General features: G+C 48.9%; 19 protein-coding genes and 1 riboswitch. Of the genes, 10 read left to right on the plus strand and 9 right to left on the minus strand.

The window, feature by feature from the left end:
- Positions 1 to 54 precede the first annotated feature (54 nt).
- From napA to AC5YBX_RS02740, 5 genes are all read right to left on the minus strand, one after another.
- Entirely contained in the window at positions 55 to 2,538 is a 2,484-nt protein-coding gene (napA, locus tag AC5YBX_RS02720; RefSeq protein WP_494520086.1) for a nitrate reductase catalytic subunit NapA, read from the minus strand.
- Complete coding sequence (locus AC5YBX_RS02725; RefSeq protein WP_494520085.1) at positions 2,535 to 2,804, minus strand: chaperone NapD; 270 nt, start codon at positions 2,802 to 2,804, stop codon at positions 2,535 to 2,537. The genes napA and AC5YBX_RS02725 overlap by 4 nt, the downstream gene beginning before the upstream one ends.
- A gap of 361 nt (positions 2,805 to 3,165) precedes the next feature.
- Positions 3,166 to 4,275 (minus strand): lipocalin-like domain-containing protein, encoded by a 1,110-nt coding sequence (locus AC5YBX_RS02730; protein ID WP_494524326.1) that lies wholly within the window; start codon positions 4,273 to 4,275, stop codon positions 3,166 to 3,168.
- Entirely contained in the window at positions 4,272 to 6,794 is a 2,523-nt protein-coding gene (locus AC5YBX_RS02735; protein ID WP_494524327.1) for an ABC transporter permease, read from the minus strand. The genes AC5YBX_RS02730 and AC5YBX_RS02735 overlap by 4 nt, the downstream gene beginning before the upstream one ends.
- The gene (locus tag AC5YBX_RS02740; protein WP_494524328.1) at positions 6,787 to 7,455 is read right to left on the minus strand and encodes an ABC transporter ATP-binding protein; all 669 of its coding nucleotides are present in this window, start codon (positions 7,453 to 7,455) and stop codon (positions 6,787 to 6,789) included. The genes AC5YBX_RS02735 and AC5YBX_RS02740 overlap by 8 nt, the downstream gene beginning before the upstream one ends.
- A 398-nt stretch (positions 7,456 to 7,853) precedes the next feature.
- On the opposite strand from AC5YBX_RS02740, the gene fliB reads away from it, so the two are divergent.
- Entirely contained in the window at positions 7,854 to 9,032 is a 1,179-nt protein-coding gene (gene fliB / locus AC5YBX_RS02745; RefSeq protein ID WP_494524329.1) for a flagellin lysine-N-methylase, read from the plus strand.
- 96 nt (positions 9,033 to 9,128) lie between these two features.
- Here the strand turns inward: fliB and AC5YBX_RS02750 are convergent, their stop codons facing one another.
- Positions 9,129 to 10,499, minus strand: coding sequence for an alanine/glycine:cation symporter family protein (locus AC5YBX_RS02750; RefSeq protein ID WP_494524330.1), 1,371 nt, complete (start codon positions 10,497 to 10,499; stop codon positions 9,129 to 9,131).
- 154 nt (positions 10,500 to 10,653) lie between these two features.
- Positions 10,654 to 10,787, minus strand: a riboswitch (glycine riboswitch).
- A gap of 585 nt (positions 10,788 to 11,372) precedes the next feature.
- On the opposite strand from AC5YBX_RS02750, the gene dauA reads away from it, so the two are divergent.
- Together dauA and AC5YBX_RS02760 are read left to right on the plus strand one after the other, a co-directional pair.
- Positions 11,373 to 13,061, plus strand: a complete 1,689-nt coding sequence (gene dauA, locus AC5YBX_RS02755; RefSeq protein WP_494524331.1) for a C4-dicarboxylic acid transporter DauA — start codon at positions 11,373 to 11,375, stop codon at positions 13,059 to 13,061.
- Positions 13,062 to 13,392: 331 nt separating this feature from the next.
- Positions 13,393 to 14,859 carry a carbon starvation CstA family protein gene (locus AC5YBX_RS02760; RefSeq protein WP_475515823.1) on the plus strand — a complete coding sequence of 489 codons (1,467 nt, stop codon included), beginning with the start codon at positions 13,393 to 13,395 and terminating at the stop codon, positions 14,857 to 14,859.
- Between the two features lie 78 nt (positions 14,860 to 14,937).
- Here AC5YBX_RS02760 and AC5YBX_RS02765 read toward each other — a convergent pair whose 3' ends face one another.
- Positions 14,938 to 15,570, minus strand: a complete 633-nt coding sequence (locus AC5YBX_RS02765) for a flavin reductase family protein (RefSeq protein WP_475515824.1) — start codon at positions 15,568 to 15,570, stop codon at positions 14,938 to 14,940.
- Positions 15,571 to 15,742: 172 nt separating this feature from the next.
- On the opposite strand from AC5YBX_RS02765, the gene AC5YBX_RS02770 reads away from it, so the two are divergent.
- Positions 15,743 to 16,237: a peptidylprolyl isomerase gene (locus tag AC5YBX_RS02770; RefSeq protein WP_494520079.1), complete on the plus strand. Its 495-nt coding sequence runs from the start codon at positions 15,743 to 15,745 to the stop codon at positions 16,235 to 16,237.
- On the opposite strand, the gene AC5YBX_RS02775 is transcribed toward AC5YBX_RS02770, so the two are convergent.
- On the minus strand, positions 16,234 to 16,569 hold the full coding sequence (locus AC5YBX_RS02775) for a thioredoxin family protein (RefSeq protein ID WP_475515826.1): 336 nt from the start codon (positions 16,567 to 16,569) through the stop codon (positions 16,234 to 16,236). The two genes, AC5YBX_RS02770 and AC5YBX_RS02775, sit on opposite strands and share 4 nt — an antisense overlap.
- 338 nt (positions 16,570 to 16,907) lie before the next feature.
- On the opposite strand from AC5YBX_RS02775, the gene AC5YBX_RS02780 reads away from it, so the two are divergent.
- Positions 16,908 to 18,119, plus strand: coding sequence for an NnrS family protein (locus tag AC5YBX_RS02780; RefSeq protein WP_475515827.1), 1,212 nt, complete (start codon positions 16,908 to 16,910; stop codon positions 18,117 to 18,119).
- A gap of 141 nt (positions 18,120 to 18,260) precedes the next feature.
- Positions 18,261 to 19,583: an ammonia-forming cytochrome c nitrite reductase subunit c552 gene (locus tag AC5YBX_RS02785; RefSeq protein WP_494524788.1), complete on the plus strand. Its 1,323-nt coding sequence runs from the start codon at positions 18,261 to 18,263 to the stop codon at positions 19,581 to 19,583.
- A 176-nt stretch (positions 19,584 to 19,759) separates the two neighbouring features.
- Here the strand turns inward: AC5YBX_RS02785 and AC5YBX_RS02790 are convergent, their stop codons facing one another.
- Positions 19,760 to 20,503: a DUF481 domain-containing protein gene (locus AC5YBX_RS02790; RefSeq protein ID WP_494520078.1), complete on the minus strand. Its 744-nt coding sequence runs from the start codon at positions 20,501 to 20,503 to the stop codon at positions 19,760 to 19,762.
- A 240-nt stretch (positions 20,504 to 20,743) separates the two neighbouring features.
- Here AC5YBX_RS02790 and rpsF point away from each other — a divergent pair, with 240 nt between their 5' ends.
- From rpsF to rplI, 4 genes are read left to right on the plus strand one after another with little or no spacing between them, the layout of a single operon-like run.
- On the plus strand, positions 20,744 to 21,154 hold the full coding sequence (rpsF, locus tag AC5YBX_RS02795) for a 30S ribosomal protein S6 (protein ID WP_110457147.1): 411 nt from the start codon (positions 20,744 to 20,746) through the stop codon (positions 21,152 to 21,154).
- An 8-nt stretch (positions 21,155 to 21,162) separates the two neighbouring features.
- Positions 21,163 to 21,468 (plus strand): primosomal replication protein N, encoded by a 306-nt coding sequence (gene priB, locus AC5YBX_RS02800; protein ID WP_110457148.1) that lies wholly within the window; start codon positions 21,163 to 21,165, stop codon positions 21,466 to 21,468.
- An 11-nt stretch (positions 21,469 to 21,479) separates the two neighbouring features.
- Entirely contained in the window at positions 21,480 to 21,707 is a 228-nt protein-coding gene (gene rpsR / locus AC5YBX_RS02805) for a 30S ribosomal protein S18 (protein WP_011867078.1), read from the plus strand.
- A gap of 27 nt (positions 21,708 to 21,734) precedes the next feature.
- Positions 21,735 to 22,187 carry a 50S ribosomal protein L9 gene (gene rplI / locus AC5YBX_RS02810; protein WP_475515829.1) on the plus strand — a complete coding sequence of 151 codons (453 nt, stop codon included), beginning with the start codon at positions 21,735 to 21,737 and terminating at the stop codon, positions 22,185 to 22,187.
- Positions 22,188 to 22,202 lie beyond the last annotated feature (15 nt).

Genomic DNA, 22,202 nt, shown 5'->3' on the forward strand with positions numbered 1-22,202 from the left:
GCGTACTGCTTAAACCTCTTTTAGTGGTGCAAACTCATGGTTAAATAACATGCCTTAGGCCTTCATCACTTTTACCGGACACTTCTTGTAATCGGTCTCTTTCGATAACGGATCGGTCGCGTCGAGCATCAGCTTATTCACCAGTTGGCGAGCATCGAAAAACGGCATAAACACCACGCCTCTTGGCGGCTTGTTACGGCCTTTGGTTTCGACGCGGGTTTTGACTTCACCGCGAGGTGAGGCAACGATCACCTCATCGCCGCGCTGTAGGCCTCGGGCTTTGGCGTCTTCTGGATGCATAAAAATTTGTGCATCGGGATAGGCGCGGTAAAGCTCTGGCACGCGAGCGGTCATGGAGCCGGTATGCCAGTGCTCTAGTACGCGACCAGTTGACATCCATAAGTCATATTCTGCGTTTGGCTCTTCGGCAGCGGGTTCATAAGGCAGGGCGAAAATCACCGCTTTGCCATCAGGCTTACCGTAGAAGCGAAAGCCTTCGCCAGCCTTAACGTAAGGATCGCTGCCTTCGACAAAGCGGCGCAGGGTTTCTTTGCCCTTAACGACAGGCCAGCGCAGACCGCGAGAGGCATGGTAGGCATCAAAGTCCGCCAAGTCGTGGCCATGACCGCGACCAAACTGGGCATACTCCTCGAACAGGCCTTTTTGCAGGTAATAACCCACGGCCGCAGACTCATCGTTAAGCTCGCCTTTGCAGTCTGACAGCGGGTACTTGTTGACCACACCGTTAGCAAATAACACCTCATACAGGGTTTTATCGGCGTACTCAGGCTTCTTGGCTATTAGCTCAGCTGGCCATACTTCTGACACTTTAAAGCGCTTCGAAAACTCAATTAATTGCCATAAGTCAGACTTAGCCCCTTCTGGCGCTTGAACTTGCTGATGCCACATATGGGTACGACGCTCGGCATTACCATAGGCGCCCTCTTTTTCAACCCACATGGCCGTTGGCAGAATCAAATCTGCTGCCATGGCAGTGACGGTTGGGTAAGGGTCAGAGACCACGATGAAATTGTCTGGGTTACGGAAACCGGGGTAAATTTCATCGTTAATATTGGGGCCTGCCTGCATGTTGTTGGTGCACATGGTCCAGTAACAGTTAAGCTTGCCATCTTTGAGCATACGGCTTTGTAATACCGCGTGATAACCCGGCTTGGGCGGAATAGTACCTTCGGGCAACTGCCAACGTTGCTCTGTGATGGCGCGATGCTCTGGATTGGCGACCACCATGTCAGCAGGTAGGCGGTGAGCAAAAGTACCCACTTCACGAGCGGTACCACAGGCCGAAGGTTGGCCTGTGAGTGAGAACGGGCTGTTACCCGGTGTGGCAATTTTACCTGTGAGTAGATGAATGTTGTAGAGCATGTTATTGGCCCAAACACCACGGACGTGCTGGTTGATCCCCATGGTCCACAGACTCATGATTTTCACATTGGGATCGGCGTAGGCTTTGGCCATGATGTCGAGCTTTTCAGGTTCAACGCCACTCATCTTGGCGGCGTATTCCAAGGTGTAGGTGCTAACAAACTTAGCGTACTCATCGAAGCTGATTGGCGTCGACTTGCCATTACCTGGGTTTTTGGCTTGTTGCTCTAACGGATGCTCTGGACGTAAGCCGTAACCTATATCTGTGATGCCTAAGGCAAACTTGGTGTGCTTGTTAACAAAGTCCTTGTTAACCGCATCGTTTTGGATGATGTAGTTGGCTATGTAGTTCAAAATCACCAGATCGGATTGCGGCTTAAACACCATGGCATTATCGGCGAGGTCGAAGCTGCGGTTTTCGAAGGTGGATAATACATGTACCCGACAATCGGCATTACTGAGGCGGCGATCTGACAAACGTGCCCACAAAATGGGATGCATCTCGGCCATGTTGGCGCCCCACAACACAAAGTGGTCGGCCGCTTCTAAATCATCATAACAACCCATGGGCTCATCGATACCAAAGGTACGCATAAAGCCACCCACGGCAGATGCCATACAGTGACGCGCGTTGGGGTCGATGTTGTTGGTGAGAAAACCCGCTTTGTGCAGTTTCGAGGCGGCATAACCTTCCCAAATGGTCCATTGGCCTGAGCCAAACATACCTACCGCGGTCGGCCCTTTGGTCTTGAGGGTGTGTTTCCATTTTTCAGCCATGGTATCTAAAGCGACATCCCAGCTGACAGGGGTAAATTCGCCCTCTTTATGATATTGGCCATCCTTCATGCGCAGCAGTGGCGTAGTGAGTCTGTCTTTGCCATACATGATTTTTGATAGAAAGTAGCCCTTAATACAGTTAAGGCCTTTGTTAACCGGGCTTTCTGGATCGCCCTTAGTGGCGACCACTTTGCCGTTATTGGTGCCCACTAATACGCTACAGCCCACGCCACAAAAACGGCAGGGGGCTTTATCCCACTTGATGGTGTCCTTCTGCTCAGCGGCTTCAACGATCTTCACTGGCAGAGTGACCCCAACAGCGGTCGCAGCGGCAACTGCGGCGTTGGCTTTGAGAAACTCGCGGCGGCTAATGCTCATGGTGTTTCCTCACTCTTTTCTGCTATAGGTTCAACTTGATGGTAGACAAGGCTGCTCGATAGCACCCCGTTGAGGGCGTTAATGGCTTCGATGTTTTTGAGTATAGATGCTTGTGACTCACCCTCTAGGGTGACCACAAATTTTGCTTGGTCGCTGATAGCGTGGATATCGGCGCCAGTTAGGGCCTCGATACCAGCTGTCACTTGTGTCACCGCGCTCGGCGCGGCATGTACCACTAAGCTTGTAACGTGATATTCCTGACGCATGGGGTTTACCTTGTTATTCGCAGTAACAGTAGCCAACTCAGTTGGTTAGTTATGGTGACCGCCTTAGGATTAAATTGAGTTTAAACCGTGTTTTTTTTGTGGGTATACCTCCAGAGAGGTAACTGAGCGGTTTGTCGATCAAGATCAAGTTTTTAAGCGTGATCTAACGCTCAGTTCGTTATTTATGGGGCTGCGCTTTCGTTGTAATTAATCAGCTTAGTAAGTCGATGGGGACTTCGCCACTTCAATGATTAACAAGATAGATATGCCGGTGAGGACGCTTAAGCGGGCAGTTTGTCGCGCCCTGCGAGTAAGGGAGGGAGTGAGCACGCCTATCTATGGCTGGGCCACTCCTTATCCGTCAATAGCCTGTCAGTTCCATATAGCCAGTGCCTTGGTGACTCCCCGATATGCTAATGGGCCCTTCCCAATAACTCACGCTCAATGGCATATGGCTGTCACGATTTAATGGCTTAATCGTCAGTTGCAGTTGTTCACTTGCAATGGCGATACGCCAAGCCACTGGGTATCGACCCGACGGCGTTTGTTGCCAGTCGGTGGGTGTCATCTCAATGTCTGCCGGGGCGCTGGTGGAGTCGATATTACGGCCGCTGCCATCGGCATACATGCGTCTGGCGCTGTAGAAATGACTCGCCTGATTATCGCCGCTGCGCAACTGAAACAGCATCAGCGCCGAGCCATCGTCTAAACGCAGCGCAAACCAATCCCAGCCCTGTTGATGTTTATTGAGAAACTGTGAGCTCCACTCTCTGTCGAGCCAAGCATAGCCTGAGACATTAACTGACTTCCCCTCTAGGGTGACTTCGCCAGTGACTTGGATGAAAGGCTGGCTATAGTAATAAGAGGCGACGCTGCCATCACCGCTTTTAATGCTGTAGCCCTTATCGCCCTGTAATTGATAAGGGGCGCTAGTTGTAAGTGACAATCGATAACTGAGCTGCTCATCGCTGACGGTTAAGGTTGCCGGAAACAGGTCTTGGCTTTGGCTCTGCCACTGCCAGTTGTCGAGTTTAATCGTCAGTGGCGCGGCATCGCTGCCGGCTAATTGAGGTTGGGCACGTGACCAGCGCTCTTTTGCCACATGTTGCTGTGCGGTGGTCACCGCGCTGTGGGCCATATACAGCTGGTTAGTGGCCCAGTCTGATGAGGACTCACTCGCCTTGGGCGATAGGGCTATCCTAAATTGTGTCCATTGCAGCCCCAGAGGTTGGCCCGATGCCGTGGTGAGATTGGCGGTCAAATACCACCATTCTTGGCGAAAATCGTTATGGGCTTGGTGATCTTCAGGAAAGCGCAGGGTTTGCCCTGGGGTGACCTGAGTATAGCCCTGTAGATTATCGCCCATCAGTGAGCCCATTGCGCTTTGAGGGTTGGTGTCTGGTGCATCGCAGCCAAGCAGTAAGAGTAATAGGATAAACAGGCCCGCGCGGGGCGAGGATAATAGTGTCATAACACATCACTCTGTAGGCTACTGATGAGAGGGCGGCGAGTTTGCTGATACAAGGGCAGGGCTACGGCAAAGCCGCTAGCGACGAGGGCGAGCAGAGTCACGTCGAAGTAGGCTTGCCAATCCCATATCATGGCAATGCTCCAACCAAAGGCTTGTAGGGTCACTTTATTGATCAGCAAGTAGCCTAGTAGCGCACCAGTCGGCAGGGCAACAATACTGGTGAGTATGACCATTAGTAGCATCTGGCTGGTGACCATTAGGGAGAGTTGACGGCGATTAACCCCTAAGGTGTACAGGCGTGCAATCGGCGCCATACGGGCTTGGGTCAACATATAACAGGCGCTAAACAATCCTATGGCGGCCACCAATAAGGTTAAGCTATTAAGCACCTTAGTAATAGAAAAGGTGCGTTTAAACATCTCTATCGCTTGCGCCTTAATACGGGCTTGGCTGTATATCTGTGCATCTGACAGTGAAAACCTTTGCATCAAGCGCTGGCTTAATTGCGCTAAGTCGCCCTGATAGGTGACCGCTAGGCTAATGGGTAAGGTGGACAGCATGGCTTGGTGCCAGGTGACAGTCGAGACGATCACCTCCCCATAGGGATTGCCATAGTCGTAGTAAATCGCCCCTACTCTGAGGGGGATATCGCCAAGCACATCGACCTTTATGGTGTCGTTTAACCGCAACTGGTGTTTGATGGCAAAAGGTTCACTTATCATCACCACATCAGCGATTAAAAAGCGTTGCCATAAGTTATCGACCGCAGTTTTAAGCACTGTGGTGTGCTCAACTGAGTAGTCATCGCGGGCCACTAAATAGATAGGCTGCTGCTCAGCGCGGCTCTTAATCGACCACTGCTCATAAATGCCAGTGACCTGTTTATCGGCGGCTAAATAATCTGCAATTTGCTGCATCTGGCTAGCAGGTGGGCGGATATAAAGGTCGGCATGCAAACGCGCATTGAGCCACTGTTTGAGCGTGAGCTCGAAACTGCTCACTAGGCTATTCATCGAAATATTGGCCGTGAGTGCCAGCAGAATGGCCATCATGGCAAGAGAGAGCGGCGGGATCAGCTCCTTGGTCTCGGCAATTTGATAACCAATTAACCCTTTGGGTGCCACTCGCTCAATAACTTGAATTAATTGCTGCAATAACCAAGGCAGGGCCAGCGGGATACTGAGCACCACTAAGCCTAATAACGCCATGGTGATCCGATAATTGTCGGTTAATGCCATGCCGGTTAAGGCGACGGTTGCTAAGCATAGCGACACCCATAGTTGCCGCTTATGGGCGCGATGGGCACTGGCTTGTTGATGAAATTGTCCAGCGCTCTGGGCCAGCGGTTGGCGCAGCAGCTCAATAAACAGCGAGCTACAGGCCAGTAAGGCGGCGATAAAGGTTAATAAGGTCGCCTGAGCGAGCCATTGCCATTGCCATATTCCCGGTAAAATGGTGGCCCCATAGAGCTGTTCTAGGGTCACTGAGACCATAGGTTGTAACCAGTAACTGAGCTGCAAGCCGCCAATAAAGCCGATGAGCGAACCTACCACAACCAACACCAGCAGCTCGCTGGCTAATGCCGACATGATTGACAGTTTCATGATGCCTTGCTGCTGCAACTGAGTGATCAGTCGTTTACGTTTAAGCAGGCTGTAACGCACGCCGTTATAGGCGATAAACAGGCCGACAATAAAGGCCAGTAAACTCATGGCGGTGAGGTTCAGGTGAAAGCTGTTTGTGAGCGCCTTCATGCTGTCGCCATTGTCACTTGGGCTGAGATGAGCCTTATCCTCAAGCCACTGCTCTATTTGGGCTTTTTGTGCGCTAACATCGTTAAAAATGGCGATATAACTCAGTTGCTGCGGTTTATTGAGCAGTTGCTGCGCCAGTGAGATATCCATCAGTAGGCGGTTGCCTAAATTAAGTTGGTCATCCACGGCGATAACGCTGAGCGTTTGCCCTTCGACAGTCAGCGTCGGTTGATTGAGCTGCTCGGCGTTTGATTGACTCATTAATACGATAGGCTCACCAGCGATAAGTTTTGCCAGTGGCAGCGCGTTACCGTTAAAGCGATGCCGACTTGCGGTGTTCTCGTCATTTGAGCTATGGCCGCGGGCTGCGCTCATGGCGGCGATAATATCACTGCCTTGAACTTGCCAGTTCCGTGCCTGTTCATCCACCAGTATGCCTTGCACCACCGCCAAACTGTGGGTGACCCCCTGTTGGCGCAAGGTAAAATAGAGTTGTTCATTTAAGGGGTGATTGGGCAGTGGGGTGATAAACCACTTGGCTTGCTGGCTTAACAGTTCGGTGGCGTTACTGTAGCTGTTGATCGCATTTTCATTGGTGGCACGCACGCCTGTGAGCAGGGTGACCGCGAGGATAATGCCGATAATAATCGCGCCTGCTTGCAGCGGTGATTGTCGATAATGAGCCAAGAACACCCGCAGGGTGAGTAGCCAACCTTTTAGGGCTTGAGGGTTAATGGTATGACGGCGACTGGGCGGGTTATTCATGAACCTTGCCCTGATCTAGGTGCCAGCGGCGCTGCATAAACTCGGCGCACTCTTGGCTATGGGTCACCATTAAAATACTGGTGTGGTGCTCTGCTGCGAGCGTGCAAATCAGGCGCATCACCTCAAGGCTGGCCTGTTGATCTAAATTGCCCGTGGGTTCATCGGCGAGTAACAGTGCAGGTTTATGCGCCAGCGCCCTTGCAATGGCCACACGCTGCTGTTGTCCACCGGACAGGGTTTCCACATGGCGTTTACGCAAGGCGCTAAGTCCCAAGGTGTCGACGAGGTGATCGCACCAAGGGTTCCAGCACTCGTTATTGAGGTGCAAGGGGAAAGCGATATTGTCTTCAACATTCAGCGGGGTGAGTAGATTAAACTGCTGAAAAACAACTCCTAGTTGCTGGTGGCGAAATTCACTCCAGTTGGCATCATTCCACTGGGTGGTTGGTGTTCCCAACAGGGATAAGGTGCCCGAGGTCGGCCGCTCAAAGCCGGCGATAATATTGAGCAAGGTGCTTTTACCACAGCCACTGGGGCCGGTTAAGGCTACGGTATCGCCTCGGTGCAGGTGTAAATCGATATGATCGAGTACCTGATGAAACTTATCGCCGTCGGTAAATCCTTTGCAGATCTTATCCAGCGTAATAACGCTTGTACTCATGACAACTCCTGTTGTGCATCACGTTAAGGGTAACCCTTGGTTAAATAATGCGCGAGTAAGATATTGGTAACACATTGCAATTTTACATTCATCTTCTAATTGCATCGATTGTCGATTACATCAAATAATCAGGTTGGTCTCGACCATGGCCCTATACGGGGGATAACCCATAATGGATCGACTTTGCGCTATAGATAGTCTGATAAGCATAGTAGCAAGCTAGTTTAAGCTTTTGCTTTTATTGGTATAGTTAATTACGCCAAGGTCAGTTATGTTAAATGTGCAGGATAAAAATGCCTTATCACTTGGAGTAAAGCGCATTCTCAAGTAATTCAGCTTGTCGATGCGCTGGCTTTCTTGTTACCTTTGTTTAAATTTAAGTGTAATTAAGTGGCTCCATGAACAATCTTGTGATCAAACCCAATTATGTCAGTCTATTTAACTGTGTTGGCCCCGAATGTGAAGACAGTTGCTGTAACGATTGGACCATTACGTTTGACAAGAAAAGTTATAAAAAAACCGTCAGCCATCCTCAGTTTGCCTCGCTTGCCAAGATAGCCTTTACCGAAGTGAAAAAAAATGCGGCTAACTGGGCTACGGTAAAGCTTGATGAGCAAGGAGGCTGTCCGTTTCTTGATGAGCAAAAGCTGTGCAATATTCATAAACATGCTGGTGAAGCGGCCTTAAGTGACACTTGTAAGACCTACCCTAAACTCGACCGTCATCTTGGCGGTAACAAATACCGCTCGCTGCATATGTCTTGTCCAGAAGTTGCGCGTATCGTGTTGTTTCATCCCGATGCGTTTCAATTTGATGCACAACACAGTGGTCATAAGGCGGTGGTTAAGCCCTCTCCGATTTGGCTGGAAAAGAGTTATGAGTACAGCCTAGAGTTGTTAGTGGGTTTAGGACTCGATTGGGAGCCGGCGCTGCTGGCCATTGGTTTATTAATGAAAACCAGTGAACAGGTGCGAGCGGGCCTGTTACCCGACAGCGCCCTCGATGAGCGTTTTTTGCAGCTGAAGCAATTTGCCGAGGCGGGATTATTGGTCGAGCAATACGCTAAATTGCCTTATGCCCCTATCCCGCAGTCGCACGCCTTTTTTGGGGTTCACTCCACTTTTTGTCAAATTCATTCTCGGGCCACAAGGGCGCGTTTTTCGCGCTTAAATGAGGCGGTTTCGGCCATCTGCAATGAAGGCAATGAGTTTAGTATCGCGGCCATGAATCAGGCGTGGAATGCTATTGCGCTCCCCGCCTTAGGTGAGCATCGCGATCTGTTTGAGCGTTATATTCTCTACGCCATTTTTCATCATCACTTTCCTCTACTTGGCGAAGAGGCGCCGCTGAAAGCCTTTAGGCTGTTGGTGCTCGATTGCTTTATCATGCGCGGTTATCTCTCGGCGATGGCGCACCAACATAAGCAGCTTACTGAGAGTGACATCATCTTGTGTTTTCAGCTCTATCAGGTGGTCAGGCAACATCGTCCAGTTATGGCACAAACTATTGAAGAGGTGATGCAAGAGTGTGAAATTGAGTCGGTGCCTGCGGTGATGAGCTTATTAAAAACGCAGTAGTCATCAAGAGACTAAGGATTAAAGAGCAATAAAAATGGGGCAATTATGCCCCATTTTTATTGGGTGTAGCCGAGATAATTCAATGAACTAATGAACTTACGCAGTTACCTGCTCAGCCACAAGCTGTTTGCGCTTAGTAAAGTAGTGGCGGGTTTCAGCCAAAATCACATCTCTTAAGCCGATGATCGCAATGAGGTTAGGGATCGCCATTAGGCCATTGACGGTATCGGCCAGCATCCAAATTAAGTCCAGTTGGATAAAGGCGCCGGCGGCGATTAAGCCTAAAAATAACCATTGATAGATTTTAATGCCGTGCTGGCCGAGGCGGTTACCCGTGAGGTAGTGCCAGCAGCGTTCGCCATAATAGTGCCAGCCTAAGATAGTGGTAAAGGCAAAACAAACCAGCGCGATAGTCAACACATATTGACCGACGATGACCGAGCCTCCAGAGGCAAATGCGGCGCTGGTCATGGCGGCGCCAGCAGTGTCGCCATTCCAGACGCCGGTGATGATCAACACTAAGCCTGTCATGGTACAAATTAAGATGGTGTCGAAAAACGTGCCCGTCATGCTCACCAGCCCTTGCTCAACCGGCTCGTTGGTTTTCGCCGCCGCGGCGGCAATGGGCGCACTCCCTAGACCAGACTCATTGGAAAATACTCCGCGAGCAATACCAATTTGCAGTGCTTGGGCCACAGTGGCGCCAAGGAATCCACCGGCGGCCGAGATCGGGGTGAAGGCTGAGTGCAATACCAATTCAAAGGCTGGAATTATTTGCTCTGAAAAGCTAAATAAAATCCAAATGCAAGCTAATACATAGCCTATTGCCATAGTGGGTACTAACTTTTGTGAGACATTGGCGATACGTTTAACCCCGCCCAAGGTGACGGCGGCGACCAGCAGGGTTAAGACCACGGCGGTCCCCCAAGTGGGAACGTCGAAGGCAATGGTTAAGGCATCGCTAATCGCATTGACTTGGGCGAAGGTGCCGATCCCAAAGAAAGCCACGCCAATACCAAATAGGGCAAAGAGTTTTGCCAGCCAAGGTAGCCCCAAGCCGCGTTCAATATAGTACATGGGGCCACCGGCAATATTGCCACGTTCATCGACCGTGCGGTATTTCACCGCCAGCATGCATTCGGCGTATTTGGTCGCCATGCCAAAAAAAGCGGCCAGCCACATCCAAAAGAGGGCGCCAGGTCCACCAATTTTTATGGCGGTAGCGACGCCAACAATATTACCTGTACCTATGGTGGCCGATAGGGCGGTGCACAGCGCTGCAAAAGATGACAGATCCCCTTTACCGCTGGCGGGTTTAAATAACAGGCTTAACGCCAAGGGTAATTTAAACACCTGTAATAGCCTCAGTCGCAGGGTGAGGTATAGACCTGTACCAACCAATAAACATAGGGTAATGGGGCCCCATACAATGGCATTGATATCAGTGAGTAAAGCGTGAAAGTTCATGTTGTTCCTCGAGTATTAAACTGCTTGACGATTCGTCTTAATAATCGGAGGAGGAAAAGAAATGGCTGAATTTCGGTATCGTAAAGTGCAGATGTGCTGTTTCGGCCAAGCGATGGCAAAAAATGGGCAGCGGCAAATGACGACGCATACAGTCATCCTCTCCTCTGTCCTTTTGCCTGAGCGTTTCGCGGTGATGGATTGATACCATCGCCACTTTCGCCTTCGGCGCTGTGTCATATTTAAGTAAACGCTCACCTATCTGTGCACAGTCTCTCCAGAGGCTCGTCCAGTAACAGTCCTCACCACCTAAGTGGTACCTGAAAGAGTGCTCTGTATGTTAAGCGCTAAGCTTAAGCATGCAGAGTTGCCTCGTCGGTGTGGGGTTAATCCCCGCTCTCCTGCTACCTTCATCCGAACGGATCCCTTTTACAGATGAAGTGATACCACTTGAGTCTGTAAAAGGGCTGATATCATGCGCTAATTGCGGATGTGGCTCAAGGGGGTAACTTCAAATTTGTGTATCATCTCGGCCGCTCGCTGATTTTTTGAGCGGGTGTCAGTAGCGGTTAATGACCTTGGTTAATCTTGGCTTTATCTATGTCTAAGGCCACAGTGGTAAATTATTTATCCCCAGCCCCCTTACATCTTTGCTTGCTGTAGGTTTACAATAAAAACCATAATCACGCTGTGGTTATAAAACTCTTATGTTGCTAAGCGCTGTTGCTTTTTCGCACACAGAGACTCTAAGGTGTATCGTCACCTCATTGACTTGCCCAAACTTGCCTTAGCGCAAACAAGCCGTGATCTCGACTCATTACACTCGATAGCCCGTTAGTGTGTTGCAAGCGTTAGCGCTACATTATCGGGATTAAGATGTTATCAGCACTAAAAAAATCATTGAGTAAATCGCTTTCTGGCACCGAGTTGCAAGCCAATGTGTTGGCAGGCTTAACCGTTGGCGTCATCGCGCTGCCCTTATCTATGGCACTGGCTATTGCTAGCGGTGTGCCGCCGCAACATGGCCTGTATACCGCGATGGTCGCTGGGGCAATTATCGCCATTACCGGGGGCTCTAAAGTCAATATTTCGGGGCCAACAGCAGCCTTTGTGGTGATTTTGCTGCCGATAGTACAGCAGTTTGGCTTAGGCGGTTTGCTGCTGAGCGGCTTTATGGCAGGCATGATTTTAGTGCTGATGGGCATGGCGCGGCTGGGTAAGCTGATTGAGATCGTTCCCTATCCTGTCACGATAGGCTTTACCGCTGGTATCGGGGTGGTGATCGCCACATTACAAATTAAAGACTTTTTTGGTCTGAGTGTGGCGCCTGTAGAAGGTCACTATTTACAACAGGTGTCGGCCATAGGCTCGGCGTTTTCTAGTATCACTTGGCAGGAAACCTTGATTGGTGCAATCACTTTAATGGTGTTATTGCTGTGGCCAAAGTTGCGCTCAAAAATACCGGCACATTTAGTGGCACTGACCGTTGGCGCCGTTGTGGGGTGGTTGTTAACCCAAGGGCTAACCGATTTTAGTGTGGCGACCATAGGTAGCCGTTTTCATTATGAAATTGGTGGGGTGGCAGGACAAGGGATCCCGCCGTTATTGCCCAGCTTTACTTGGCCATGGGCGCTTCCCGATGCCAATGGCACTCCCATAGGCTTGAGTTTTGAGCTGATTAGGCAGCTGTTGCCTTCGGCGATCACCATTGCCATATTAGGCGCATTAGAGTCTTTGTTATGTGCGGTGGTAGCCGATGGCATGTCGGGCAAACGGCATCACTCTAATGATGAGCTGATTGGTCAGGGGATAGGCAATATGGTGGCGCCCCTGTTTGGGGGGATCCCCGCCACGGCAGCCATTGCCCGCACGGCGGCGAATGTGAAGGCCGGTGGCAGCTTGCCGCTGTCGGCGGTGGTGCATAGCGGGTTTATCTTATTAAGCATCTTAATGTTGTCCCCGTTATTAGCTTACATTCCGATGGCGTCGATGGCGGCATTACTGTTAGTGGTTGCCTGGAATATGAGTGAGGCGCGCCATTTTATGCGCACGCTCAAGATCGCGCCTAGAGACGATGTGGTGATTTTACTCGCCTGTTTTTTACTGACCGTGTTATTTGATATGACCATTGCCGTTGCGGTCGGTATGGGAATGGCGGCAATCTTGTTTATCCGCCGCAGCATAAGGTTGAGTGGTCCTAAAGCGATGAAGCTCGACCATGAACAGTATGCGATTCCTGAGCAAGTGGTTATTTACGATATCGATGGGCCGCTGTTTTTTGGCTCGGCGCAAAAGGCGCTGCAAACCATCACGGCGGTGCGCCCTGACGTACGAGTGGTGATTTTAGATATGTCCCATGTCACCTTGCTCGATATGAGTGCCATTGTCGCGATGGAATCGATAGCTCAGCAACTGCAGAGCAAAAATGTGGCGCTGATCATTAACAATCTGCAGCCGAGAATGATCCTTAAATTACGCCGCGCAGGCATAAGAAAGCGCCAGGGTAAGGTGGCCTATGCGCGCCACCTTGAGGACAGTTTAACGCTCGCCAAAACCTTATTATAAAGGATAGTAGACCGCTTAGGTTACTGTTACCTAAGCGGTTATGTTTATCCCTGTTTAGCTTACTTCTCGATGAAACCCTGCTATAGAGAATTAAAAATTTAACCTTGGTAACTGTTATTGTTAATGTTATTTCTTGCGCCGCTGTAGTAGGATTCAGCAACCTCGTTACAAGCCGTTTGCAGGATGCTTACAAGTGACGACGGTGTAAAACTGAGTGCTATCCTGTTGAAGGGGGCATGAGCTATTCAACCTTTCACCAGTAGACCGCTTAGTATAAGTTACTGAAAATATAAAAATTAAAACCTACTCATAAATACGGATGGTGATAACAATGCTAATATTCTTTATTTGTATTGGGTTACTCCTACTGGCTTATAAATTTTACAGTCCTTTTGTAGAACGTCAGGCGGGTATTGACCCTAACGCAAAAACTCCTCAATCTCGTTTCAATGATGGCGTCGATTATGTCGAAGTGCATCCGGTTAAGGCGTTCTTAATTCAATTTTTGAACGTGGCGGGTGTAGGGCCGATTTTCGGTCCTATCTTGGGGGCGTTATACGGTCCAGTAGCGCTCGTCTGGATTGTACTGGGTAACATTATTGGTGGTGCGGTGCATGACTACTTCTCTGGTGTATTAAGCATCAAAGAGGACGGTAAGAGTCTGCCTGAAATTGCCGGTCATTATTTTAATATCTATTTTAAAGCCATCATGTTGATCTTTACCGCCATGCTGCTGTTTTTTGTGGGCGTGGTCTTTATCATGAGCCCAGCAGGATTGCTGAGTAATTTGGATTTTTTCAAAGACACCATCTTTGCTGAAAATACCTTTTGGGTATTGGTTATCTTGGGCTATTACTTTTTAGCAACCTTGCTACCAATCGATAAAATCATCACTAAACTCTATCCATTTTTTGGATTACTGATGATTGTTATGACAGTATCGATTGCCGTAGCTTTGTTGTTCAGTGCGCCGCAACTGCCAGAGATGGGCGATATCTTTGCTTATTTCGATCACAGCCATTACAACAACGACCTGTTGGCGCCCAACCCTGATGGATTACCAGTTTGGCCCCTGCTGTTTGTGACTATTACTTGTGGTGCGATCAGTGGTTTCCACTCGACACAGGCTCCTATCATGGCGCGTTGCTTAACCAATGAAAAATATGTGCGTCCAGTGTACTACGGCGCAATGATGTCAGAAGGTATTGTGGCGTGTGTGTGGGCTATGGCAGGTATTGCGGCGTTCCCGGGCGGTTATGTTGAGCTAAAAAGTATTCTCGATGCAGGCGGCCCTGGCCTAGTGGTAAATCAGGTAGCGACCACTTACCTAGGCGTTGCTGGCGGTATTATGGCGATTATTGCCGTGGCCGTGTTTCCTATCACCTCGGGTGATACTGCGTTTCGCTCATTGCGATTAACCATTATCGATGCCTTTAAGATCCCACAGAGCATTCGTAATCGTCTCTTTGTTGCTGTCCCTATCTTGGTGATCGCCTACTTTATGACCAAAATTGACTTCTCTTTGGTATGGCGTTATTTCGCCTTCTCTAACATGTTGTTATCGACCAGTGTGTTGTGGTTAGCGACGAAGTACTTGTTCGATCGTGGCACCATCCACTGGATCGTCAGTCTACCGGCGACCGTAGGTACCAGTGTGACCGTCTCTTATATCGCCACGGCAGGGATAGGTTTAGGGCTTGAGCAATCATTGAGTCAGCCCATCGGTATCGCGGCTGGGGTGATCTCCTTAGTTGGTATCATCATCGCAGACAGAAGACGTAAAGTCGCAGTCGCATAAGCGGTCTGAGTGACTCTTGTTAACAACCGCTCCATGTTGCATGGGGCGGTTTTTTTATGGGTAGTCATTGTAGTCAGATTAAAATGCAGTAGGACGAGTTAAGTCGAAACGCTGCGCTTCTGAAATACCGTAATAAGCCGATGGGCCGCCGGCTCGCAGCACAGGCTCGGCCAGCGCCGTTTGATAAACACCTTGAGCGTCAAGCAGATGCGGTGCAATATGCACCGCAACCACTTCGCCAAGTACTAACCAAGTATCAATTTTGTCCCCGTTAGCCGCCTGCAGTTGAATGCATTGCGATAGCTTACATTCAAAATTCACTGGGCTTTGTGCCACCCTATCGGCCGCCACGAGAACGCCTGGGGCAGGAGTGAGCCCGGCAAACTCAAATTCATCTCGCCCATGGGGTAAGGCCGCCGAAGTTTGGTTCATCTGCTCGGCTAAGGGGCGCGTTGCTAAATTCCAGACAAATTGACCCGTATCGACAATATTGGCCACGCTGTCTTTATAGCCGACGCTGGCAAAGCCGATGATGGGCGGATGATAGTTAAAGCAGTTAAAAAAGCTATAAGGTGCCAGATTGCGATCACCTTGCGCATTGCGTGAGGCGATCCAGCCAATAGGGCGCGGGCCAATAATGGCATTTAAGGGGTCATGGGCTAGGCCGTGGCCGTTGCGGGGTTCATAAAAGTAACGCTTATCTGTACTCATATTGCACCTAAAGTGATTGCCTGTAAGAGCCATTTAAGCGCCAATTGCGACTAAATACAAACAGCGCAGGGCTGTTTATTCCAGTGGGCTGCGCGATGTTGCCAGGAGTGTTCTCGTCATCTGAGGGCTGCGCTATACTCGCAGGCATCTTATGTCACAGGACACCTGTTTAATGATTATTTTGACCACCAATTTAGGTGATATAGAGATTGAGCTCGATATGCAACGGGCGCCGATCAGCAGTAAAAACTTTCTCAAATATTGCCAAGAGGGATTTTTTGAGGGGACCATTTTTCATCGAGTGATTAAAGGTTTTATGATCCAAGGTGGCGGTTTTAGCGTCGATATGCAGGAGAAGCCAACGCGAGCGGCTATCGTTAATGAAGCCAATCGTGGCCTTAGCAATGTAAAAGGCACCATTGCCATGGCGCGTACCGATGCGCCTCATTCGGCCACCGCTGAGTTTTTTATTAATCTGGCCGATAACACCTTTTTGGATCATGTGGCCACGACTAATGCCGGCTGGGGATATGCGGTGTTCGGTCGGGTGCAAGCGGGTATGGATGTGGTCAATCAAATTGCCTTGCAAAAGACTCAGTCGCAAGGCAAGCATGATGATGTTCCTGTTAAGGCGATAGTGATTGAAAAGGTCACCATTGTTAATTAGTCCAACATGTAATAGGGGCGAGCAATCGCCTCTTTGAGCTCCCTTATCGAAAACACCTTAGAGAAACGACCAAAAGCTTGCCCCTGGAAATAGAGTTCTACTACAGGCAGGCTAAATACATGGTGCGCCGCTGCAATGGCGGGGTGTGCATGGCAGTCGATATAAGCCCACTTCATCTGACTAAACTCATCCCTCAGCATGTCACCTATTCGCGGTTTAATGCTCTGACAAACCCCGCAATGAGTGGCACCAAACAATAACAGCACAGCATTATTTTGTTGCAGCAACTGGCTAAGTTCAGTGGCGCAGTGGATCTCAATTAGCGTGGTCATGATGATTAACCTTGTGGGTTTGCGAGGCGATATAAGTCGGCATCATCGAGGCTACGACCTGACTTTTAACTACCTCTAAAGCGGTATTTTTGCGACATATGATAGCGTAATTTGTCTAGGCAGATCACACTTCTCAATATAGGAAAGTTTATCGGTTGTCGCTGATGGCAGCTGTGGATACACTTAAATTATAAGTTGCATTTATAATGTGTGTTTATTTGGGCGCTGAGCCACAGTATTAATGGACATGCCTGACTGAATACGTCAAGAATGGCCATTCAATGAGGTTAAGTGATTTTTAATCAGCTAATTATGTTGAATGTTATATTGGAATAGTCATGTTGAATATCGATGATCCACGCGCAACAGAACAAACACCAGCCATATGGCGTTTAGGCTTTCGGCCATTTTTCCTCGGGGGAGCCATACTGGCCACTTTGTATATCCCTTTGTGGTTGGTGACTTGGTTTTTGCCGCAATTTAGCCTGTTTTCCAATCAATTCTGGCTTAAGGTGGTGCCATTATGGTGGCATCCCCATGAGATGCTATTTGGTTTTGCCTTGGCGATTGTCTGCGGTTTCTTACTGACATCGGTGCAAACGTGGACCAATCAACCTAGCTTAAAAGGGTATCGATTGGCATTGACGTTCGGTTGTTGGTTGATGGCTAGGTTATTGTTGTTATTGCCTATGGCGCTGCCGCTATGGTTACCGTCGTTATTCGATTCACTGTTTTTAGCCATCACGGCTATAACCTTATGGCGCTGTATTTATAAAGTTAAGCAGTGGAATAACATTGGTTTTCCCATCATGTTACTGCTTGCCTTAGTGATTAATTTACTCAGTTACTACGCGCTCAGTGAGCGTAATTTCACCCTTAGTCAGCAGATTTGGCAGGCGATGTTATGGTGGCTGGGACTGTTGATCACCATAGTGGGTGGGCGCGTTATCCCCTTCTTTACGGCTATGCGCATTAAGCAGTCTAAGCCCAATCCCATCGTCATCTTAGACCGTTGCCTCATCCTGTTAATGCTGACGCTTGTGCTGCAGGCAATGGTGAAGGTCATACCAGCTAATATCGAGCAAGGCTTGCTGGTCGTTGCCGCCCTGCTGCATTTCGTGCGCTGGTCTCGTTGGTATCCTCATAAAACCTTGGGTGAACCTTTGTTGTGGTCGCTGCACAGTGCTTACTTATTTTTGCCCATTACCTTGGCTGCACTGGCGTGGAATATTGATGATGAGAATGCTTACCGTCAACTACTGCACCTATTTGCCATCGGCACGCTCGCCGGGATCTGTTTGTCGATGATCTCGAGGGTATCGCTGGGTCACACCAGTCGCAATATTTATCAGGGGCCCAATATGGCTATCGCCTTTATCGGATTGATCCTCGCGGCCTTACTGCGTGCGGTTTTACCACTGCTGTGGCCGCAATATGCTCAGACCTGGCTATGGTTAGCGGCGGGGTGTTGGACCGTCTCCTTTGGGTTGTTTGTGTGGTTTTATCTGCCGATCCTCACTCAGCCCAGAATAGACGGACGCCCTGGCTAGCAGGTGCTGCTCGATATCGGTATGAATATTGTGTTAAACGTTGTTAAAGAGGGATGATTTATAATGTTGTTTAATAAAGGGTTATTCGGCTCTGCCCTAGGGCGAAACAAAGGCTTGCTATTAACGCTATTGGGTAGCGCTATGTGGATAAATTATGGCTACGCCCTGGCAGAGTCAGCCAGTCCTGAAACGATGCAGGCTAAGTTTCCTAATCAATATACGAGCTGGGCGGCGACATCAGAGCAGGAGGAGCGGACCGATATGCTGGCCAGCTACCCAGCTGCTATTGTTTTATGGGCTGGCTCTGCATACGCCAAAGAATATCACAGCCCTCGCGGTCATCATTTTGCGGTGGCCGATGTCAGTCATACTTTACGTACGGGCGTGGCGCCAGCTGCTGGGGAGCAAGGCCTATCGGCGAGTTGCTGGACCTGCAAATCACCGGATGTGCCGAGATTAATCGATAAGCTGGGTGTAGAAGGATTTTCGGCGCAAAACTTTACCGATCTCGGCAGCGAAATGAACAGCGTGGTGTATTGTACTGATTGCCATGTCAGTGGCTCTGCCGAATTAAACTTACCGCGCCCGCACGCTCAAGATGCCATGGCTAAGGTGCACCTGCCGTTTGATAAACAAGACAGTAATATGCAGGGAGCCCAGGTGTGTGGCCAATGTCATGTGACCTATTATTTTCAGCCTGAGCGCAGTAATAAGGTTAACATTCCGTGGATATTTGGCAGCACCGCCGACCTTATCGAGAAATATTATGATGCGCGTCGTTTTTACGAGTGGATCCATCCCATCTCGAAAACCCCTATTTTAAAAGCGCGCCACCCTGAATTTGAACACTGGAGTCGCAGCCAACATGCTGAAGCAGGCGTCACCTGTATTAGTTGTCATATGCCACCGGCAAAAGATGCTACGGGGAAAGAGTTCACTAATCATCAAGTGAGTGACGCGTTATCGAATTATGAGCAAGTGTGCCAAGACTGTCATGCTAATAAGACCGATTTGGTTGGCCGGTTGCAACGGGCCAAGATGCAAATTGACGCTAAGGCTCGTGAGGTAGAAGATTTGTTGGTAAAGGCACATTATGAAGCGGGCGCCGCCTGGGATGCGGGCGCGAATTGGCCGATGATGAATGATGCCATCATGGCTATTCGGCATGCACAGTGGCGCTGGGATTTTGCCATGTCGTCACATGGTTTGTACGCTCATAATCCTCAAGAGGGCAATGCGTTACTCGACAAGGCGATTAATCAGGCTAATGAGGCGCGCGGCCATTTGGCTGGTGTGCTGAAAGAGTTAGCTGTCATCCAAGTCAGCTACCCCGATATATCGACGAAACAGGCGGCTCAGCAGGCGGTTGGTATTGATTTAGACAAGTTAAATGCACAGAAGCGAGCTTTTATTAAACAAGAGGTTGATAAGCATTGGTCTGCAGTGAGTCGTCATGGTTATTAACTTGATGGATTAACGGCTGTTAATTATAACAAGGGATCAAAGATGGGTGAGCTTCGCCAAGAGAGTCGCCTGTGATAGGCGCAATCGTCATCATGATTGCGCCTTTTTATTGCATCGGGCTTATAGGGTAAGGCCGTAATGTATGCTGCAGTTGAGGCGGTTGTTTAATATGACGATTATTGAAAGGTATAGAGTAGGTTGAAAGTGGTTACGGTATCGGTTTGTTTCGAGCCTTCGGGCACCACTTCGGTGTACTTAACGTTCATGCCGATTTTAAAGGCCCAATCTTGGAACAGGGTATTCTTGTAACTTAAATCTAGGGTTAAGGTGTTGTTTTCTTCGCCAGCTTCTGCGGTCAGATCGGCGTTAAAGCTAGTGTATTCATGGATACGTTGCTCCAATTTGGCTGCGGTACGTAAAATGATATCGCGATCGGCGGCGGGGGCGGGAATGTCATCGGTTACCGCTGGTAAATTATAACGATAACCAGGACCTACCTCTAAACTGAGGCGGGTGTTATTGTCGCTGATCACATCGAAACCATAGCCAGTTGAAACGGTAGAGCTGCGGGTATAACTACCGAAGCGGTCTTCAATAAAGTCGCCGCGAGCAAACACATAGCCGCTGTAAAATTTATAACTGGACTGTAGCTGTAGATCGTACTTTTCCGAGGTGGTTTTTTCCGCATCGGCGGCGTAATAGGCTTTTATCACCCCTTCTTGACGGTACACCGCCGTATCGTAAACCAATTTTGTTCGGCCGTTAAAGCTACTGGAGTCGGTGTTACCGGTGTTGATCTGTAAACCCGCTTCGATTTCGGCAGAAAAATCACTGGGGGGCTCTTGGTAGTCGGGCGGAACAAGTGCCCAGGCGCTGTAAGAAAAACAGAGTGTGACGAATAAAAGAGTAGCTCTTACCATTATTATTATTCTTAATTTGCTTAAGCGAGCCCAGATTTCGGCGCTCGTCAATACGACAGCCCAATATGATAGCGTTTTCATGCCCTGTCGGTAAAGTGCAACGGCTGAAGATATCGCTTGAATTTTGTTGCTTGTGCAGGTAATATTCCGCGGCTTAATTCAGTCACTTTAATTAGTTCCTTGCCTCTATTTGGTCTGACTGAGCCAACAACGAGGCTAGATAACCGTAAGGAGCAAAAAATGCGTCATTATGAAATCGTATTTTTAGTTCACCCTGATCAGAGTGAACAAGTGCCAGGTATGATCGAACGTTACACGGGTATTCTTACCCAAGCTGGCGGTCAAATCCATCGTTTAGAAGATTGGGGCCGTCGTCAACTGGCTTACCCAATCATCGAATTGCATAAAGCTCACTATGTTCTTATGAACGTAGAAGCAACTGCAGAATCGGTTGAAGAGCTAGAAACAGCTTTCCGTTTCAACGACGCTGTTCTTCGTAGCATGGTTATGCGCACTAAAGGTGCCATCACTGAAGCTTCTCCAATGGCTAAAGCAAAAGACGAGCGTGATTCACGTCGTTCTAGCGAAGATCGTCCAGTTGCTGATGCAGCTGATGAATCTGAAGAAGCCGCTGAAAACACAGCAGAGTAAGTTTTTCTGTGTCCACCAATAACTTGGTGTTGTCTGGAACCATAACCCGTTCTAGAAGCTTTAAAAGCCCTGCTGGTATCGCGCATTGCGTGATTATGTTGGAACACAAATCACAGTGTTATGAAGCTGAAATGCTCAGAAACGTATACTGTCAGATACAAGTCATATTGAGCGGCGAACGCTTTGAAAGCGTTACAGACAAACTGAAATCCGGGGTGGATATCGAGGTTCAAGGTTTTATTGCTCTGCAACAAGGGCGAAATGGCCAAAACCGTTTGGTATTACACGCTGAAAATGTCGAATTGAAAACTTAGGAGACTGTCACATGGCACGTTATTTCCGTCGTCGCAAGTTCTGCCGTTTCACTGCAGAAGGCGTTACAGAGATCGATTACAAAGATATCGCTACTCTAAAGAACTACATCACTGAAAGTGGTAAAATTGTTCCTAGCCGTATCACTGGTACAAACGCTAAATATCAACGTCAACTAGCTCGCGCCATTAAGCGTGCTCGTTATCTTTCTCTACTGCCGTACACTGATTTACATCAGTAATACTGCATCAATTTAGAGGAATATAAAATGAACGTTATTTTACTTGATAAAATCGCTAACCTAGGCAACTTGGGTGACCAAGTTTCTGTAAAAGCGGGTTACGCACGTAACTACCTTTTACCACAAGGTAAAGCTGTTGTTGCTAACACTGCTAACACTGAAGTTTTTGAAGCACGTCGTGCTGAACTAGAAGCTAAGTTAGCTGCTGATCTAGCTGCTGCAAACGAGCGCGCTGAAAAGATTAACGCACTTGAGCCAGTTGTTATCGCTTCTAAAGCGGGTGACGAAGGCAAGCTATTCGGTTCAATTGGTAACCGTGATATCGCTGATGCAGTTACTGCTGCTGGTGTTGAACTTGCTAAGAGCGAAGTTCGTCTTCCACTAGGTGCTATCCGCACTACTGGTGAATACGAAATTGATGTTCAAGTTCACACTGAAGTTAAAGCTGTAGTTAAAGTTTCTGTTGTTGCAGAAGCTTAATAACTTAGCTTAATC

The sequence above is a fragment of the Shewanella sp. 492 genome, from assembly GCF_059338445.1.

Bases quoted from the DNA above. Each gene is read 5' to 3' on its own strand.
- napA (WP_494520086.1), bottom strand. From the start codon at position 2,538: ATGAGCATTAGCCGCCGCGAGTTTCTCAAAGCCAACGCCGCAGTTGCC.
- AC5YBX_RS02725 (WP_494520085.1), bottom strand. From the start codon at position 2,804: ATGCGTCAGGAATATCACGTTACAAGCTTAGTGGTACATGCCGCGCCG.
- AC5YBX_RS02730 (WP_494524326.1), bottom strand. From the start codon at position 4,275: ATGACACTATTATCCTCGCCCCGCGCGGGCCTGTTTATCCTATTACTC.
- AC5YBX_RS02735 (WP_494524327.1), bottom strand. From the start codon at position 6,794: ATGAATAACCCGCCCAGTCGCCGTCATACCATTAACCCTCAAGCCCTA.
- AC5YBX_RS02740 (WP_494524328.1), bottom strand. From the start codon at position 7,455: ATGAGTACAAGCGTTATTACGCTGGATAAGATCTGCAAAGGATTTACC.
- fliB (WP_494524329.1), top strand. From the start codon at position 7,854: ATGAACAATCTTGTGATCAAACCCAATTATGTCAGTCTATTTAACTGT.
- AC5YBX_RS02750 (WP_494524330.1), bottom strand. From the start codon at position 10,499: ATGAACTTTCACGCTTTACTCACTGATATCAATGCCATTGTATGGGGC.
- dauA (WP_494524331.1), top strand. From the start codon at position 11,373: ATGTTATCAGCACTAAAAAAATCATTGAGTAAATCGCTTTCTGGCACC.
- AC5YBX_RS02760 (WP_475515823.1), top strand. From the start codon at position 13,393: ATGCTAATATTCTTTATTTGTATTGGGTTACTCCTACTGGCTTATAAA.
- AC5YBX_RS02765 (WP_475515824.1), bottom strand. From the start codon at position 15,570: ATGAGTACAGATAAGCGTTACTTTTATGAACCCCGCAACGGCCACGGC.
- AC5YBX_RS02770 (WP_494520079.1), top strand. From the start codon at position 15,743: ATGATTATTTTGACCACCAATTTAGGTGATATAGAGATTGAGCTCGAT.
- AC5YBX_RS02775 (WP_475515826.1), bottom strand. From the start codon at position 16,569: ATGACCACGCTAATTGAGATCCACTGCGCCACTGAACTTAGCCAGTTG.
- AC5YBX_RS02780 (WP_475515827.1), top strand. From the start codon at position 16,908: ATGTTGAATATCGATGATCCACGCGCAACAGAACAAACACCAGCCATA.
- AC5YBX_RS02785 (WP_494524788.1), top strand. From the start codon at position 18,261: ATGTGGATAAATTATGGCTACGCCCTGGCAGAGTCAGCCAGTCCTGAA.
- AC5YBX_RS02790 (WP_494520078.1), bottom strand. From the start codon at position 20,503: ATGGTAAGAGCTACTCTTTTATTCGTCACACTCTGTTTTTCTTACAGC.
- rpsF (WP_110457147.1), top strand. From the start codon at position 20,744: ATGCGTCATTATGAAATCGTATTTTTAGTTCACCCTGATCAGAGTGAA.
- rpsR (WP_011867078.1), top strand. From the start codon at position 21,480: ATGGCACGTTATTTCCGTCGTCGCAAGTTCTGCCGTTTCACTGCAGAA.
- rplI (WP_475515829.1), top strand. From the start codon at position 21,735: ATGAACGTTATTTTACTTGATAAAATCGCTAACCTAGGCAACTTGGGT.